Source organism: Pseudomonas frederiksbergensis (assembly GCF_001874645.1).
In the GTDB taxonomy this organism is placed as follows: domain Bacteria; phylum Pseudomonadota; class Gammaproteobacteria; order Pseudomonadales; family Pseudomonadaceae; genus Aquipseudomonas; species Aquipseudomonas frederiksbergensis_B.
Genome location: NZ_CP017886.1, coordinates 4,953,913 through 4,970,022 on the forward strand (window position 1 = coordinate 4,953,913; position 16,110 = coordinate 4,970,022).

General features: G+C 56.3%; 10 protein-coding genes, 2 tRNA genes and 2 rRNA genes. 8 read left to right on the forward strand and 6 right to left on the reverse strand.

Going from position 1 to position 16,110, the window contains the following annotated elements; translation table 11 throughout:
* Positions 1-32: 32 nt before the first annotated feature.
* On the reverse strand, positions 33-989 hold the full coding sequence (locus tag BLL42_RS23760) for a nucleoside-specific channel-forming protein Tsx (protein WP_071555842.1): 957 nt from the start codon (positions 987-989) through the stop codon (positions 33-35).
* Between the two features lie 268 nt (positions 990-1,257).
* Between BLL42_RS23760 and selD the strand changes: the two genes are divergently transcribed.
* On the forward strand, positions 1,258-2,292 hold the full coding sequence (gene selD / locus BLL42_RS23765) for a selenide, water dikinase SelD (protein WP_071554723.1): 1,035 nt from the start codon (positions 1,258-1,260) through the stop codon (positions 2,290-2,292).
* Complete coding sequence (mnmH, locus tag BLL42_RS23770) at positions 2,292-3,389, forward strand: tRNA 2-selenouridine(34) synthase MnmH (RefSeq protein WP_071554725.1); 1,098 nt, start codon at positions 2,292-2,294, stop codon at positions 3,387-3,389. The genes selD and mnmH overlap by 1 nt, the downstream gene beginning before the upstream one ends.
* Before the next feature lie 43 nt (positions 3,390-3,432).
* Here the strand turns inward: mnmH and BLL42_RS23775 are convergent, their stop codons facing one another.
* Positions 3,433-4,488 carry a permease gene (locus tag BLL42_RS23775; protein WP_071554727.1) on the reverse strand — a complete coding sequence of 352 codons (1,056 nt, stop codon included), beginning with the start codon at positions 4,486-4,488 and terminating at the stop codon, positions 3,433-3,435.
* 87 nt (positions 4,489-4,575) lie between these two features.
* The gene (locus tag BLL42_RS23780; RefSeq protein WP_071554728.1) at positions 4,576-5,250 is read right to left on the reverse strand and encodes a histidine phosphatase family protein; all 675 of its coding nucleotides are present in this window, start codon (positions 5,248-5,250) and stop codon (positions 4,576-4,578) included.
* Positions 5,251-5,580: 330 nt separating this feature from the next.
* On the opposite strand from BLL42_RS23780, the gene BLL42_RS23785 reads away from it, so the two are divergent.
* Positions 5,581-6,279 (forward strand): glutathione binding-like protein, encoded by a 699-nt coding sequence (locus BLL42_RS23785; protein WP_071554730.1) that lies wholly within the window; start codon positions 5,581-5,583, stop codon positions 6,277-6,279.
* A gap of 69 nt (positions 6,280-6,348) precedes the next feature.
* Here the strand turns inward: BLL42_RS23785 and BLL42_RS23790 are convergent, their stop codons facing one another.
* Positions 6,349-6,969, reverse strand: coding sequence for a LysE family translocator (locus tag BLL42_RS23790; protein ID WP_071554732.1), 621 nt, complete (start codon positions 6,967-6,969; stop codon positions 6,349-6,351).
* Between the two features lie 271 nt (positions 6,970-7,240).
* On the opposite strand from BLL42_RS23790, the gene hemB reads away from it, so the two are divergent.
* Positions 7,241-8,215 (forward strand): porphobilinogen synthase, encoded by a 975-nt coding sequence (hemB, locus tag BLL42_RS23795; protein WP_071554734.1) that lies wholly within the window; start codon positions 7,241-7,243, stop codon positions 8,213-8,215.
* 18 nt (positions 8,216-8,233) lie between these two features.
* Here the strand turns inward: hemB and BLL42_RS23800 are convergent, their stop codons facing one another.
* Together BLL42_RS23800 and BLL42_RS23805 are read right to left on the reverse strand one after the other, a co-directional pair.
* Positions 8,234-9,763, reverse strand: a complete 1,530-nt coding sequence (locus tag BLL42_RS23800; RefSeq protein ID WP_071554736.1) for an FAD-dependent oxidoreductase — start codon at positions 9,761-9,763, stop codon at positions 8,234-8,236.
* 91 nt (positions 9,764-9,854) lie between these two features.
* Positions 9,855-10,514: a methyltransferase family protein gene (locus BLL42_RS23805; protein WP_071554738.1), complete on the reverse strand. Its 660-nt coding sequence runs from the start codon at positions 10,512-10,514 to the stop codon at positions 9,855-9,857.
* A gap of 645 nt (positions 10,515-11,159) precedes the next feature.
* Between BLL42_RS23805 and BLL42_RS23810 the strand changes: the two genes are divergently transcribed.
* From BLL42_RS23810 to BLL42_RS23825, 4 genes are all read left to right on the forward strand, one after another.
* Positions 11,160-12,698, forward strand: a 16S ribosomal RNA gene (locus tag BLL42_RS23810).
* 84 nt (positions 12,699-12,782) lie between these two features.
* Positions 12,783-12,859, forward strand: a tRNA-Ile gene (locus BLL42_RS23815).
* Between the two features lie 34 nt (positions 12,860-12,893).
* A tRNA-Ala gene (locus BLL42_RS23820) sits at positions 12,894-12,969 on the forward strand.
* A 234-nt stretch (positions 12,970-13,203) separates the two neighbouring features.
* Positions 13,204-16,095, forward strand: a 23S ribosomal RNA gene (locus tag BLL42_RS23825).
* Together the 16S and 23S rRNA genes with 2 tRNA genes alongside form the textbook arrangement of a ribosomal RNA operon.
* The last annotated feature ends 15 nt before the right edge of the window (positions 16,096-16,110 follow it).

Here is a 16,110-nt window from a genome sequence, read left to right on the forward strand (position 1 = left end):
TGGCGAATTGCGATAACGAACAAGCTTGCCACTCAGAACTGATACCCGACACCCGCGTAGTAACCCCAGCCATCGGAGCGAGCGCGGAAGTTGCCTTCGCCGAAGTTCAACTCGCTGCCATCCTCCCAGTTACCGCCGTTATGGAAGTAACGCCCGACCAGGGTGAAGCGCAGGTGCGTGAATGAATAGAGCAATACGTTGGTGGCCACGGTGGCGTTGGCCGTGCGCGCCGGATTGTCTTTATGCAGGTCCGAACCAAAGTCGAAGTTGGTGAAGCCGATGTAAGTCAGTGACGCTCCGTTGCTGAAGCTGTCGATGGGCACGATGTACTTCAACTGGGCACGATAACCATCCCACGAGTATTCGTTGCTGGCGCCGTAGTTCTCCCACTGATAGCGCCCGTAGAAGTTGGCCGACAGGTTGACCCGTGAATGGGTGTCGATGTCGGTGCCCAGGCCACTGTAAAGCGTGTTGGCGCGATTGGCGGTGCGGCTGCCGTGGTCGTAGATCCAGTCGAACGCGACATACCACTCCTTGAACGGCCCGACCGCCAGGCTGCGACCGGCCAGGTAGTCGATGGAAATACGTGGCTCGTGCTCCATGAACAACGGCGAACCGTGATCCCAGGCGCCTTTGTCATGGCTGTTGCCGATGCCGAGGATCTTCGGGGCGTCAATATAGCCATACAGTTCGAACGGCCCCTTGCGCCCGAAGTACTCGTATTCCAGGTAAACGTCGTCGGCCGGTTGCGGGCCGAAGCTGATGTCCTTGCTGCCGATCAGCGTCAGGTACTGATTGAACCAGTCCGACAGGTACGCGCCTTTTTTCGGAGGGCTGGCTTCGGCGCTGAGCGTCTCGCCTTGGGCGGATTCATCAACGGTTTTTTCTTGAGCCAGGGCAGCGGAGCTGAGTAGTCCCGTAACGGCGCTTAGTAGCAAGGAAACAGCAACAGTGGGGCAGGACGCGGTGCGTCTGAAAGTAGCGTGCATTGAAAATCCCTGTTCGTGCAGTGGTTGGCCGAACGTGAGCGCATCATGCATTGATGATGCGTTCACGTTACTGACGCAAACGTTTGCATGTTGCGGACCAACTTGGAACAGACGATTGAAATAAAGGAGGATTTTGTGAATTAGCTGACGTTTTGGTTAGCAATTTTCCCCTCAACGAGCGTGTCTGTTTGAAAGCGAGGCAGGCTCTGTCAGCGCTTGCACCGTGCTCTGTTAGAATCTTTAAACTTGAATTCCAGAGGTGCCCCCCATGAGCGAGCCGATTCGTCTGACCCAGTACAGCCACGGCGCAGGTTGTGGCTGCAAGATTTCGCCTCAGGTGCTGGAGGTGATTCTGGCCGGGAGCGGCGCGCAAAATCTCGATCCAAAACTCTGGGTCGGCAATGCATCGCGCGACGACGCGGCGGTGTATGCCATCGACGACGAGCGTGGCGTGGTGTCGACCACCGACTTCTTTATGCCGATTGTCGATGATCCGTTCGATTTCGGCCGCATCGCCGCCACCAATGCCATCAGCGACATCTACGCAATGGGCGGCGATCCGTTGATGGCGATTGCGATCCTCGGTTGGCCGGTCAACGTGCTGGCGCCGGAGATTGCCCGGGAGGTGATTCGCGGCGGCCGCTCTATCTGTGATGAAGCGGGTATTCCGTTGGCCGGCGGGCATTCGATCGATGCTCCGGAGCCGATCTTCGGCCTGGCGGTTACCGGACTCGTGCAAAAGCGCCACATGAAGCGCAACGACACCGCCACCGCCGGTTGTTTGCTGTACCTCACCAAACCGCTGGGCATCGGCATCCTCACCACCGCCGAGAAGAAGGGCAAACTGCGCGCCAGCGACGTGGGCCTCGCCCGTGACTGGATGTGCACACTGAACAAACCCGGTAGCCGCTTCGGCAAACTTGACGGCGTGACCGCAATGACCGACGTCACCGGTTTCGGGTTGCTGGGACATCTGGTGGAAATGGCCGATGGCAGCGGCGTGACTGCGCGTATTGACTACAATCGTGTGCCACGTCTGCCGGGCGTCGAGTACTACCTCGACCAGGGTTGTGTGCCGGGCGGTACCCTGCGTAATTTCGACAGCTACGCCAACAAGCTCGGACGCATACAGGAGCTGCACAAACGCGTGCTGTGCGATCCACAGACCAGCGGCGGCTTGCTGATTGCCGTGACGCCCGAGGGCAACGAGCAGTTTCTCGCCGTTGCCGCCGAACTCGGCTTGAACCTGGCGCCGATCGGTGAACTGATCGAGCGACAGAGCAACGCGGTAGAGGTGATTTGATGCCCATCGATTTCACTGATTACCGCGACATCTTCCTCAACGACCGGCCGATGATGGATGTCCGCGCGCCGGTCGAGTTCACCAAGGGTTCGTTCCCTGGGGTAATCAACCTGCCGCTGATGACGGATAACGAGCGTCAGCGAGTCGGCACGTGTTACAAGCAGCATGGTCAGCAGGCCGCCATTGTGCTCGGGCATCAGTTGGTATCGGGCGAGATCAAGGCTGCACGCATCCAGGCCTGGGCGGACTTTGCCCGGGCCAATCCTGACGGTTACCTGTATTGCTTTCGCGGCGGTTTACGTTCGCAGATCGTCCAGCAATGGCTCAAGGATGAGGCAGGCATCGACTGCCCTCGGGTCGGTGGCGGCTACAAGGCGATGCGGACTTTCCTGCTGGAAACGGTCGATCAGGCGATTGAACAGTGCGACTTTGTTTTGCTCGGCGGCATGACCGGCACCGGTAAAACCGATGTCCTCACCCGTTTGAGCAATGGTCTGGACCTTGAAGGTTACGCCAATCATCGCGGTTCCAGCTTTGGCAAGCGTGCGACCGCTCAGCCCACCAACATCGACTTCGAGAACCACTTGGCGGTGGACGTGCTGAAAAAGCGTGCCTGTGGCATTGAACAGTTCGTGCTCGAAGATGAAAGCCGCATGGTGGGTAGCTGTGCCTTGCCACTGCCGCTGTATCAGGGCATGCAACGTTTTCCGATGGTCTGGCTCGAGGACAGCCTGCAAGATCGGGTCGAGCGGATTCTGCGCGATTACGTGGTGAATCTCTGCGCTGAATTTATCGCTGTACATGGCGACGAGGGGTTAGCACAGTTCTCCGAGCGTTTACTGGCAAGCCTCAACAACATCAGTAAACGCTTGGGTGGCGAGCGTCATCAGCGCATGTTCGTTTTGATGGAGGCTGCGTTGGCCGAGCAGGCGCGCAACGGTGCAGTGGACTTGCACCGTGGCTGGATCGAAGGCTTGTTGAAAGAGTATTACGACCCGATGTACGCCTTCCAGCGTGAGAAGAAAGGTGCCCGAATCGAGTTCGTCGGTGAGCAGGCAGCAGTGCTTGAGTACTTGCGTGAGCGTGGTAACCGTTAACATCGAGACGCAGGCGCGGGTTAACCAGCGCCTGCGGTCCCCTTTAAAGCACCAACGCGCCGATCAGACCGCAGATCACGCCAACCAGCATGGTCAGCACGGCCACGGTCACCAGCGCTCGGGTATCGAAGTCTTTGCGCAGCATCAACAGCGACGGCAGGCTGATGCTTGGCAAGGTCATGAGTAGCGCGACGGCCGGTGCGGTACCCAAACCCAGGGTCATCATGGTTTGCACGATGGGGATTTCCGCGGCGGTGGGGATCATGAACAACGTGCCGACGATGGCCAGCGGTATCAGCCATAGCAAGCTGTTGGCCATCGCGCCGTCAACGTGAGGGAACAGCCAGACCCGGGCGGCGCCCAGTACCAGTACTGCCAGCACGTAGATCGGAATAGTGGTCCAGAACAGTTGCCACAAAGTCCGCGCCCAACGGCTGAGGAAGGGTTGGGCGTCGGTTGTGCGGGTGGCTTCGGCCACCGCTTCCAGCGCCGCTTCGGGCATGTACTCGGGGCGCGAGATGCGTTGGGCGACCAACGAAACACCCAGCACCAGCACAATCCCCGCCACCAGCCGCAGTGCGGTAAAGCCCCAGCCGAGTACGAAGCCCATGAACACCAGCGTTGCCGGGTTGAGTACCGGGTTGGCAATCCAAAACGCCAATGCCGCACCCACCGAGACGTTCTGACGGCGCATGCCTGACACCACGGGTGCGGCGCAGCAGGTGCACATCATGCCTGGCAGGGCGAGCAATCCGCCGCGCAAGGTTGAAGCAAAACCGGCACGGCCGAACAATCGCAGCAGCCAGTCTCGGGGAATCAATACCTGCAACAGTGAGCCCAGAATCACCGCCAGTACGGCCGCTTTCCAGATCGCCAGGAAGTACACCTTGGCGTACGTCAGTGCAGCGGCGAGCGGCGCGGTTTGTTCATCGTTGAGGATCGAGGCGCCGATACTGTGGCTGTCGGCAGCCGCGAAAGCCTTGAGGTAGTAGGGCGACCACTTGACGTAGTAGAGGCCGATACAGGCGACCAGCAGGAACAGAGCGGGTTTCCACCAGAGCGCCAGGCCCCGGTTGGGGGCTGCTAAGGAGTTGGACATGCAGAGGCTCCGGACAATAGGGACAGTGGGGCATCATACTTCAGTGCAGTCTAGTCCAGAGGCCCGGAAACGGCACAAGTCGCCCCGTTATGTCGGACACGTCTGGGGGCCGTTGTTCAGCGCCTGCTTGTAGCTGTGGCTGAGCAAGGTGACCTTGCCGTTGTGCCAGGTCAGAGTCAGTACGTACAGCGAGTCGAAATCGTTGGATGGCCAGTCGTCGAGAAGGGGGCGTGTTTCACCGGTGGCCTCTTCAGCCACCGTGTTGATCAACTCAGGCAGATAGCCGTGGGACCAGGCCGTGTAGATGATCGAGTTGTGGTACTTGTCATGAAGCAGTTCGTCGGCCAGTTCACTGATGTCGTTGGCCGAAAATTCGATGTTCACCGGCAACCCGAGTTTGATCGCTGTGGGACTGATGGTCAGCAGTGGTCGGAGGTAGCTGTAGGAATTGTCGAACTCGCCTTCCTCGACGTTGCGTGTCGGATTGGCGGCAAACACGTAATTGGCCTTGCCGAACTTCTCAGGCAGTAGCTGTGCCAGTTTGATCGCACGGTTCAGGCCCTGACAGTTCAACTGGCCGAGACCACCGGCCGGCTTTTCTGCGTGGCGTAAAAACACCAGGGTCTGGGTGCCGTCAGCCGATTGGGCGCGGCTCTCACGGGCTTGCAGCGACAGGAACAGGGCACAGGTCATGAGCAAGGCCGCACAGAGTACAAGGGTGCGCGGCTTAGGGGTTTTAACGAAGTTCAGGTGTTTTTTCATTGAGTTATTATTCTTCAGCGCATTTGATTAAGGCTGACAAAACATCACACTGGGAGCTCACGGCTTCAAGTGCTTTTCATGTCGTGGGGCCGATTCGTCTAACGCAAGGGCAGCCTTGAGAGTCCATTGGCACCCTTTGGTTCGATTCTAGATGGCGCGCGGCACTTTATCTGTGGGGTCGGGCCGGCTGCCGGGAAAGTTATCGACAGAATGTTTCTGGTTTAACCTGCCCCGATCAGCGCCGTGCCTATAATCTAGCCGCCTTGAAGGCCAGGCATCTGCCGCGACCAAGGCCCATCATCGCCATTCAATTGTCACTGGATGTTCACCATGACCGATCTGTCTGCATTCCCGATCACTGAAAAATGGCCAGCGCAGTTTCCCGAGTGGATACAGCTCTATTCCTTGCCGACACCCAACGGCGTCAAAGTCTCGATCATGCTCGAAGAAATCGGTTTGCCATACGAGCCGCACCGGGTGGGTTTCGACACCAATGATCAGCTGTCTCCAGCATTTTTGTCGCTGAACCCCAACAACAAGATTCCGGCGATCCTGGACCCCCACGGGCCGGGTGATCAGCCACTGGCATTGTTCGAGTCCGGAGCGATTCTGATCTACCTCGCCGACAAAAGCGGACAACTGCTGGCGCAGGAATCGGCCGCACGTTACGAAACGATTCAATGGCTGATGTTCCAGATGGGCGGCATCGGACCGATGTTTGGTCAACTGGGCTTCTTTAATAGATTTGCCGGCAAGGATTACGAGGACAAGCGCCCGCGTGATCGCTATGTCGACGAGAGCACGCGTTTGCTGAAAGTGCTCGACGGCCGCCTGGAAGGCCGCGACTGGATCATGGGCGAGCGTTACACCATTGCCGATATCGCGACGTTCCCCTGGGTGCGCAACCTGATTGGCTTCTATGAGGCAGGGGAGCTGGTCGGGATCAACAACTTCCCGAACGTATTGCGCGTGCTGGAACGCTTCCTGTCACGCCCTGCGGTGATTCGCGGCCTTGAAATCCCCAAGTAACGGCAAGCAATGCCACTCCAGCACCGTGCCCTGGAGTGGCATTACGTCTGATCCAATCCGGTAAACCTTCTACCGGTTGCTCGCCGCCAGCCTGATGCCGAAGCCGATCAGCGCCAGGCTCGTTACGCGGGTGGCGACTTTCCGAGCCAGGGGCAAAGTTTTCAACCGGGTTGCCGCCGCATTGCCGATCAGCACCAGCGCACCTTGGTAGAGAAAGCTGATGACCGAGACGTGAATCATCATTGCCACCAGAGTGACACTCGACGACCCCGGGCTGATGAACAGCGGGAAAAACGCCACGAAAAACAGGATGACCTTCGGATTGGTCAGGCTGATTACCAAGGCGTTACGAAAGTAGGTTCGTGCCGAGCGTTTTTGCTCTTGGCCGGATACGTTTTTGGCTGCCGGCTTGAGCAGCATCTGCAGACCCATCCAGCACAGGTAGGCGGCACCGAACCATTGCAGCGCCTGAAACAGCAGCGGGTTGGCGATCATGATCGCCGCCAGGCCGGCGACCGCGGCAATCATGTACGTTGCATCCCCCAGCAAGGTACCGAGCACCGCACCGAAGCCTGCGCCGACACCGTTTCTGGCAGTCGCATTAAGGATTGCGAAGGTGCCTGGGCCGGGCATCAACTGGAAGATCACAATCGCTGCGATGAAGCTGCCGTAGTTCTGGATGTCAAACATTAGGGTTCACTCCGTATCCGTCGGGGTTGTTGCCATGCCGGGAAGTGTCTGCAAGAACGTAATCTTTGCGGCTCTGAGCCTGGCTCAACGGCGATTGAGTGTCTGCCGGCTGATCCGTGGGGTTTTTCGCTGACAAGAATCAGACTGTTACCGAATCGGAAACAAATTGTTCCTGAACTTACGTTTGTGTCGGTGGGGGAGAGGGGCATAAGCTCCCTTTCTTTACGACTTTTGTCTTGTTCAGGCCGTTGGCCCCCTGCCAGGAAATCCCATGTCCAGCCAGTTCCCCGAAGCCCGTCCACGCCGTTTGCGTCGCAATCCGCAGTTGCGCAGCCTGTTCCAGGAAACCGAGTTCACCCTCAATGACCTGGTGCTGCCGATCTTTGTCGAAGAAGAAATCGACGATTTCGTGCCGATTACCAGCATGCCCGGCGTGCGGCGGATTCCAGAGTCGAAACTGGCAGGCGAAATCGAGCGCTATGCGCGTGCGGGCATCAAGTCGGTGATGACTTTCGGGGTCTCCCATCACCTGGATGGCAGCGGCAGCGACACCTGGAATGAAAACGGTCTGGTGTCGCGTATGGCGCGAATCTGCAAGGACGCGGTGCCGGAGATGATCGTGATGTCCGACACCTGTTTTTGCGAGTACACCGATCATGGTCACTGTGGGGTGATGCATGCGGGCGAAGTCGATAACGACAAAACCCTGATCAATCTCGGCAAGCAAGCCGTCGCCGCCGCACGGGCCGGGGCGGACGTGATTGCGCCTTCAGCGGCGATGGACGGGCAGGTCCAGGCCATTCGCCGGGCTCTCGACGAAGCCGGCTTCAGCCAGACTTCGATCATGGCCTATTCGACCAAATTTGCCTCGGCGCTCTACGGTCCGTTCCGTGAAGCCGGCGGCAGTGCGCTCAAAGGCGATCGTAAAAGTTACCAGATGAACCCGATGAACCGGCGTGAGGCGGTGCGCGAATCGTTGCTCGATGAGCAGGAAGGCGCCGATGCGCTGATGGTCAAACCGGCCGGTGCGTATCTGGACATCATCCGTGATATCCGCGAAGTATCGCGTTTGCCGTTGGCGGCTTATCAGGTAAGTGGCGAATACGCGATGATCAAATTCGGTGCCGCCGCCGGTGCGATCAATGAGGACCGCGTGGTGCGCGAGAGCCTGGGGGCGATCAAGCGTGCGGGCGCGGACCTGATCTTCACCTACTTTGCGATGGACCTGGCGTTGAGCGGGATCTAAGCCGCCAGCGTGTCGTTGTTACCAGAGGAACGGTTTGATCCCGTGGTCCCGGAAGTAACGCTCGATGACTTTCGGGTCGGCGGACAGATCGGCGACGGCCACGTAACTGTCAGGCCTTAATAGATAGAAGCCATTGCGCGCCAGCCCGGCGGCTTCGTGGGTCGGATGCCAGTCGAAAATGTGCAATGCCAGGTGATGCTCGGCGCACCAGGCAAGCATTTCTTCGCTGGTGTCGCCGTACACGTGAACCTGCCAGTTCAGGCTGGTCAGGCTGTTGAAATTATCGGTCTCGCGGTCATGTGCCCAAGGCAGGCGATCACCGCCGAAAACATGGCCCGCGTGACCTTCACTCAGAGGCATCCCGCGATAATTCAGGGTGATTTGCGACACCGTACGAAACAGATACTCGCGCGCCAATTCAAATGAGACCATTTTTGGCAGCAGAAACGGTGCAACGCGGGTGCGTATCAGATCGGCCATTGCGCCTTCGGCGGAGACGAAATTGAACACCCGGTCGGTGGTTGCCACCAGTCGCCGGGCAAAGGCCATGCGTTCGACTTCATAGCTGTCGAGCAGTTTGTCGTTGGCTGCTCCATTGAGAACGGCGGCGAGTTTCCAGGCGAGGTTGATCGCGTCGCCAATACCGGTGTTCATACCCTGGCCGCCGGCGGGGCTGTGCACATGGGCGGCATCGCCCAGCAAAAAGGCGCGCCCGAAGCGGAAGGTGTCCGCTACCCGGTGATGGACCCGGTAGGTCGAAAACCAATTGACCTTGTGCACCTGAATCTTCAGGTGTTCGATGGCCCGGCTGCTGACGTCTTCAAACCTGAGGGTTTCGGCCTGTTCCGCGCGTTCATCGCGCACAGTTCCGATCAGCCGGGCACGACCTTCGCCGGCCAACGGAAAAACCGCCAGAAAGTCTGCTTCATCCAGATCCGCATGCAGTTCACCATTGAGCGCCGGACCTGAGGCTTCGACGTCGGCCACATAAAACACTTGCTGGTAGGTGCCGCCGGGAAAGCCGATGTCGAGTGCCTTGCGCACGGTAGAACGAGCGCCGTCACAACCTGCCAGGTAGCAGGTCTGACAGGTGTGCTCCTGTCCGTCGGGCAGGAGCAACTGCGCCGTGATGCTGCCGCCATGTTCAGTGAAACCGGTCAGTTCGGTGTCGCGCTCGACCACCACGCCCAACTGCTCCAGGCGTTCGATCAACAGCCGTTCGTGTTGGTCCTGCGGGAATATTTCCAGAAACGAGTAGGGGGTCAGGTCCTTGCCGATGTCCTCGAACGGTAACCTTGCCACCGGTTCGCCTTTGACCCAAAGATTGACTGCCGGCACTTTGTGGCCGTTCTGCACCACGGTTTGGCTGAGATCGAGCTGGCGGTACAACTCCAGCGTACGTGCCTGAACCGCCAGGGCGCGAGAAGTGGTGCCGGGTGTGCTGGCTTTGTCGAGGATGCGCACCCGGATTCCAAGCTTGCTGAGCCAAAGCGCCAGGACCAGTCCTGTGGGGCCAGCGCCAACGATCAGTACATCGCTGCGGTTCATGTCGTTGCCCTCGGTCGAGAGTCCCGCGCAACGGTGGTGTTGCGCTTAGCGGAGCGCCAATGTCAGGTTAATGCTGACGCCGTTGCCTTTCTCAGTAGATCCCGGGAATAAGGCGCCAGGTTTTCGCGCAGTAAGCTTCGTACTCAGCACCAAATTGACTGTGTAGCAAGGCTTCCTCTGCATTTATACGGGCAATCAGGGCAGGGAGCAGCAGGGCGGTGAGTACGATCCCGACATTCGAACGAAAGGCCAGCGCCCAGCCCAGCGCGTTGACCAGCAGCCCGAGATAACTCGGGTTACGCAGCGTTCGGTAGATACCGTCAGTCACCAGCGTATGACCAGGTTGAATGGCGACCAGACCGCTGAAGCGCTTGCCAAGCACGAACACTGGCCAGATCCGCAATGCCCCGCCCGCCATGAATAGAACCGCACCAACCCAGCGTATGCCTTCGCCACCGAAGGTCCAGAAGTCCATTCGATCGGTATAGGCCGGAATAAACGCGGATAGCAGGCCGATCACACCAAATACCGGTAGCACCCAGCGGTTGGCCCGGTCTTCACGTTCCCCGGAACTCAAATTGGCCTCAGTGAACAGCGAAAGTCCTGCCATCACCAGCGTTGCAAGGGCAATGACCACCAGGGCCGGATGAGAGAAAAACGCAGCAAAGCCACCCAATCCCAGAATGGCGAGTCCGAGATAGACCAGGATTGCTGCAATACTGAACATGGCCAGCTTCGCAGAGATGTTCATGGTGGGGGGCTCGCTGGGCAGACTCTATATAAGCGTAGTGGTATATAGCTGGATTGCGGTGCTTGATCGGCCGTTTGCGCCAGTCAGGATAGAAAAACCAAATTAGGTGTTGACGGCAGATTCTGGAAGTCTATAATTCGCCCCACTTCCGGCGCAGTCGAAGCGGAAAACTCCTTGGTAAACAAAGAGTTACGCGGTTTTCGACAGCGGCACGCTTCAGTTCATCGAAGCCTGAAGGAGTTGAAAGAGTGGTGGTGTTTAGCTCTTTTGACGGTTCGATCTTCTCGGTCGAAAGCGGAGAAAAAGAGGTGTTGACAGCAGCGAGTAACGCTGTAGAATTCGCCTCCCGCTAACGAGAGATCGGAAGCGCAAGTGGTTGAAGTTGCAAGGGAAACCTTGAAAGCTTCTGAAAATAACCGCTTGACAGCAACAGAGGCTGCTGTAGAATGCGCGCCTCGGTTGAGACGAAAGATCTTAACCAACCGCTCTTTAACAACTGAATCAAGCAATTCGTGTGGGTGCTTGTGCAGTCAGACTGATAGTCAACAAGATTATCAGCATCACAAGTTACTCCGCGAGAAATCAAAGATGTAACCAACGATTGCTGAGCCAAGTTTAGGGTTTTCTCAAAACCCAAAGATGTTTGAACTGAAGAGTTTGATCATGGCTCAGATTGAACGCTGGCGGCAGGCCTAACACATGCAAGTCGAGCGGCAGCACGGGTACTTGTACCTGGTGGCGAGCGGCGGACGGGTGAGTAATGCCTAGGAATCTGCCTGGTAGTGGGGGATAACGCTCGGAAACGGACGCTAATACCGCATACGTCCTACGGGAGAAAGCGGGGGACCTTCGGGCCTTGCGCTATCAGATGAGCCTAGGTCGGATTAGCTAGTTGGTGAGGTAATGGCTCACCAAGGCGACGATCCGTAACTGGTCTGAGAGGATGATCAGTCACACTGGAACTGAGACACGGTCCAGACTCCTACGGGAGGCAGCAGTGGGGAATATTGGACAATGGGCGAAAGCCTGATCCAGCCATGCCGCGTGTGTGAAGAAGGTCTTCGGATTGTAAAGCACTTTAAGTTGGGAGGAAGGGCAGTTACCTAATACGTAATTGTTTTGACGTTACCGACAGAATAAGCACCGGCTAACTCTGTGCCAGCAGCCGCGGTAATACAGAGGGTGCAAGCGTTAATCGGAATTACTGGGCGTAAAGCGCGCGTAGGTGGTTCGTTAAGTTGGATGTGAAATCCCCGGGCTCAACCTGGGAACTGCATTCAAAACTGTCGAGCTAGAGTATGGTAGAGGGTGGTGGAATTTCCTGTGTAGCGGTGAAATGCGTAGATATAGGAAGGAACACCAGTGGCGAAGGCGACCACCTGGACTGATACTGACACTGAGGTGCGAAAGCGTGGGGAGCAAACAGGATTAGATACCCTGGTAGTCCACGCCGTAAACGATGTCAACTAGCCGTTGGGAGCCTTGAGCTCTTAGTGGCGCAGCTAACGCATTAAGTTGACCGCCTGGGGAGTACGGCCGCAAGGTTAAAACTCAAATGAATTGACGGGGGCCCGCACAAGCGGTGGAGCATGTGGTTTAATTCGAAGCAACGCGAAGAACCTTACCAGGCCTTGACATCCAATGAACTTTCCAGAGATGGATTGGTGCCTTCGGGAACATTGAGACAGGTGCTGCATGGCTGTCGTCAGCTCGTGTCGTGAGATGTTGGGTTAAGTCCCGTAACGAGCGCAACCCTTGTCCTTAGTTACCAGCACGTAATGGTGGGCACTCTAAGGAGACTGCCGGTGACAAACCGGAGGAAGGTGGGGATGACGTCAAGTCATCATGGCCCTTACGGCCTGGGCTACACACGTGCTACAATGGTCGGTACAGAGGGTTGCCAAGCCGCGAGGTGGAGCTAATCCCACAAAACCGATCGTAGTCCGGATCGCAGTCTGCAACTCGACTGCGTGAAGTCGGAATCGCTAGTAATCGCGAATCAGAATGTCGCGGTGAATACGTTCCCGGGCCTTGTACACACCGCCCGTCACACCATGGGAGTGGGTTGCACCAGAAGTAGCTAGTCTAACCTTCGGGAGGACGGTTACCACGGTGTGATTCATGACTGGGGTGAAGTCGTAACAAGGTAGCCGTAGGGGAACCTGCGGCTGGATCACCTCCTTAATCGACGACATCAGCTGCTGCATAAGCTCCCACACGAATTGCTTGATTCATTGAAGAAGACGATAAGGTCAGCATCCCTTGATTGGGTCTGTAGCTCAGTTGGTTAGAGCGCACCCCTGATAAGGGTGAGGTCGGCAGTTCGAATCTGCCCAGACCCACCAATTTTGCTTGTGTGGGAAACGCCTGTAGAAATACGGGGCCATAGCTCAGCTGGGAGAGCGCCTGCCTTGCACGCAGGAGGTCAACGGTTCGATCCCGTTTGGCTCCACCACTACTGCTTCTGTTAGTAAAGCTTAGAAATGAGCATTCCATCGTTGCGATGGTGAATGTTGATTTCTAGTCTTTGATTAGATCGTTCTTTAAAAATTTGGGTATGTGATAGAAAGATAGACTGGACAGCATTTTCACTGGTGTTGTTACAGGCTAAGGTAAAATTTGTGAGTTAAATTGCGAATTTTCGGCGAATGTCGTCTTCACAGTATAACCAGATTGCTTGGGGTTATATGGTCAAGTGAAGAAGCGCATACGGTGGATGCCTTGGCAGTCAGAGGCGATGAAAGACGTGGTAGCCTGCGAAAAGCTTCGGGGAGTCGGCAAACAGACTGTGATCCGGAGATGTCTGAATGGGGGAACCCACCTAACATAAGTTAGGTATCTTAAGCTGAATACATAGGCTTAAGAAGCGAACCAGGGGAACTGAAACATCTAAGTACCCTGAGGAAAAGAAATCAACCGAGATTCCCTTAGTAGTGGCGAGCGAACGGGGACTAGCCCTTAAGTGGCTTTGAGATTAGCGGAACGCTCTGGAAAGTGCGGCCATAGTGGGTGATAGCCCTGTACGCGAAAATCTCTTGGTCATGAAATCGAGTAGGACGGAGCACGAGAAACTTTGTCTGAATATGGGGGGACCATCCTCCAAGGCTAAATACTACTGACTGACCGATAGTGAACTAGTACCGTGAGGGAAAGGCGAAAAGAACCCCGGAGAGGGGAGTGAAATAGATCCTGAAACCGTATGCGTACAAGCAGTGGGAGCCCACGTTGTTGGGTGACTGCGTACCTTTTGTATAATGGGTCAGCGACTTATTTTCAGTGGCGAGCTTAACCGAATAGGGGAGGCGTAGCGAAAGCGAGTCTTAATAGGGCGTCTAGTCGCTGGGAATAGACCCGAAACCGGGCGATCTATCCATGGGCAGGTTGAAGGTTGGGTAACACTAACTGGAGGACCGAACCGACTACCGTTGAAAAGTTAGCGGATGACCTGTGGATCGGAGTGAAAGGCTAATCAAGCTCGGAGATAGCTGGTTCTCCTCGAAAGCTATTTAGGTAGCGCCTCATGTATCACTGTAGGGGGTAGAGCACTGTTTCGGCTAGGGGGTCATCCCGACTTACCAAACCGATGCAAACTCCGAATACCTACAAGTGCCGAGCATGGGAGACACACGGCGGGTGCTAACGTCCGTCGTGAAAAGGGAAACAACCCAGACCGTCAGCTAAGGTCCCAAAGTTATGGTTAAGTGGGAAACGATGTGGGAAGGCTTAGACAGCTAGGAGGTTGGCTTAGAAGCAGCCACCCTTTAAAGAAAGCGTAATAGCTCACTAGTCGAGTCGGCCTGCGCGGAAGATGTAACGGGGCTCAAACCATACACCGAAGCTACGGGTATCACTTAGGTGATGCGGTAGAGGAGCGTTCTGTAAGCCTGTGAAGGTGAGTTGAGAAGCTTGCTGGAGGTATCAGAAGTGCGAATGCTGACATGAGTAACGACAATGGGTGTGAAAAACACCCACGCCGAAAGACCAAGGTTTCCTGCGCAACGTTAATCGACGCAGGGTTAGTCGGTCCCTAAGGCGAGGCTGAAAAGCGTAGTCGATGGAAAACAGGTTAATATTCCTGTACTTCTGGTTATTGCGATGGAGGGACGGAGAAGGCTAGGCCAGCTTGGCGTTGGTTGTCCAAGTTTAAGGTGGTAGGCTGGACTCTTAGGTAAATCCGGGGGTCTAAGGCCGAGAGCTGATGACGAGTGTTCTTTTAGAACACGAAGTGGTTGATGCCATGCTTCCAAGAAAAGCTTCTAAGCTTCAGGTAACCAGGAACCGTACCCCAAACCGACACAGGTGGTTGGGTAGAGAATACCAAGGCGCTTGAGAGAACTCGGGTGAAGGAACTAGGCAAAATGGCACCGTAACTTCGGGAGAAGGTGCGCCGGTGAGGGTGAAGGACTTGCTCCGTAAGCCCATGCCGGTCGAAGATACCAGGCCGCTGCGACTGTTTATTAAAAACACAGCACTCTGCAAACACGAAAGTGGACGTATAGGGTGTGACGCCTGCCCGGTGCCGGAAGGTTAATTGATGGGGTTAGCTAACGCGAAGCTCTTGATCGAAGCCCCGGTAAACGGCGGCCGTAACTATAACGGTCCTAAGGTAGCGAAATTCCTTGTCGGGTAAGTTCCGACCTGCACGAATGGCGTAACGATGGCGGCGCTGTCTCCACCCGAGACTCAGTGAAATTGAAATCGCTGTGAAGATGCAGTGTATCCGCGGCTAGACGGAAAGACCCCGTGAACCTTTACTATAGCTTTGCACTGGACTTTGAATTTGCTTGTGTAGGATAGGTGGGAGGCTTTGAAGCGTGGACGCCAGTTCGCGTGGAGCCAACCTTGAAATACCACCCTGGCAACTTTGAGGTTCTAACTCAGGTCCGTTATCCGGATCGAGGACAGTGTATGGTGGGTAGTTTGACTGGGGCGGTCTCCTCCTAAAGAGTAACGGAGGAGTACGAAGGTGCGCTCAGACCGGTCGGAAATCGGTCGTAGAGTATAAAGGCAAAAGCGCGCTTGACTGCGAGACAGACACGTCGAGCAGGTACGAAAGTAGGTCTTAGTGATCCGGTGGTTCTGTATGGAAGGGCCATCGCTCAACGGATAAAAGGTACTCCGGGGATAACAGGCTGATACCGCCCAAGAGTTCATATCGACGGCGGTGTTTGGCACCTCGATGTCGGCTCATCACATCCTGGGGCTGAAGCCGGTCCCAAGGGTATGGCTGTTCGCCATTTAAAGTGGTACGCGAGCTGGGTTTAGAACGTCGTGAGACAGTTCGGTCCCTATCTGCCGTGGACGTTTGAGATTTGAGAGGGGCTGCTCCTAGTACGAGAGGACCGGAGTGGACGAACCTCTGGTGTTCCGGTTGTCACGCCAGTGGCATTGCCGGGTAGCTATGTTCGGAATAGATAACCGCTGAAAGCATCTAAGCGGGAAACTAGCCTCAAGATGAGATCTCACTGGAACCTTGAGTTCCCTGAAGGGCCGTCGAAGACTACGACGTTGATAGGTTGGGTGTGTAAGCGCTGTGAGGCGTTGAGCTAACCAATACTAATTGCCCGTGAGGCTTGACCATATAACACCCAAGCAA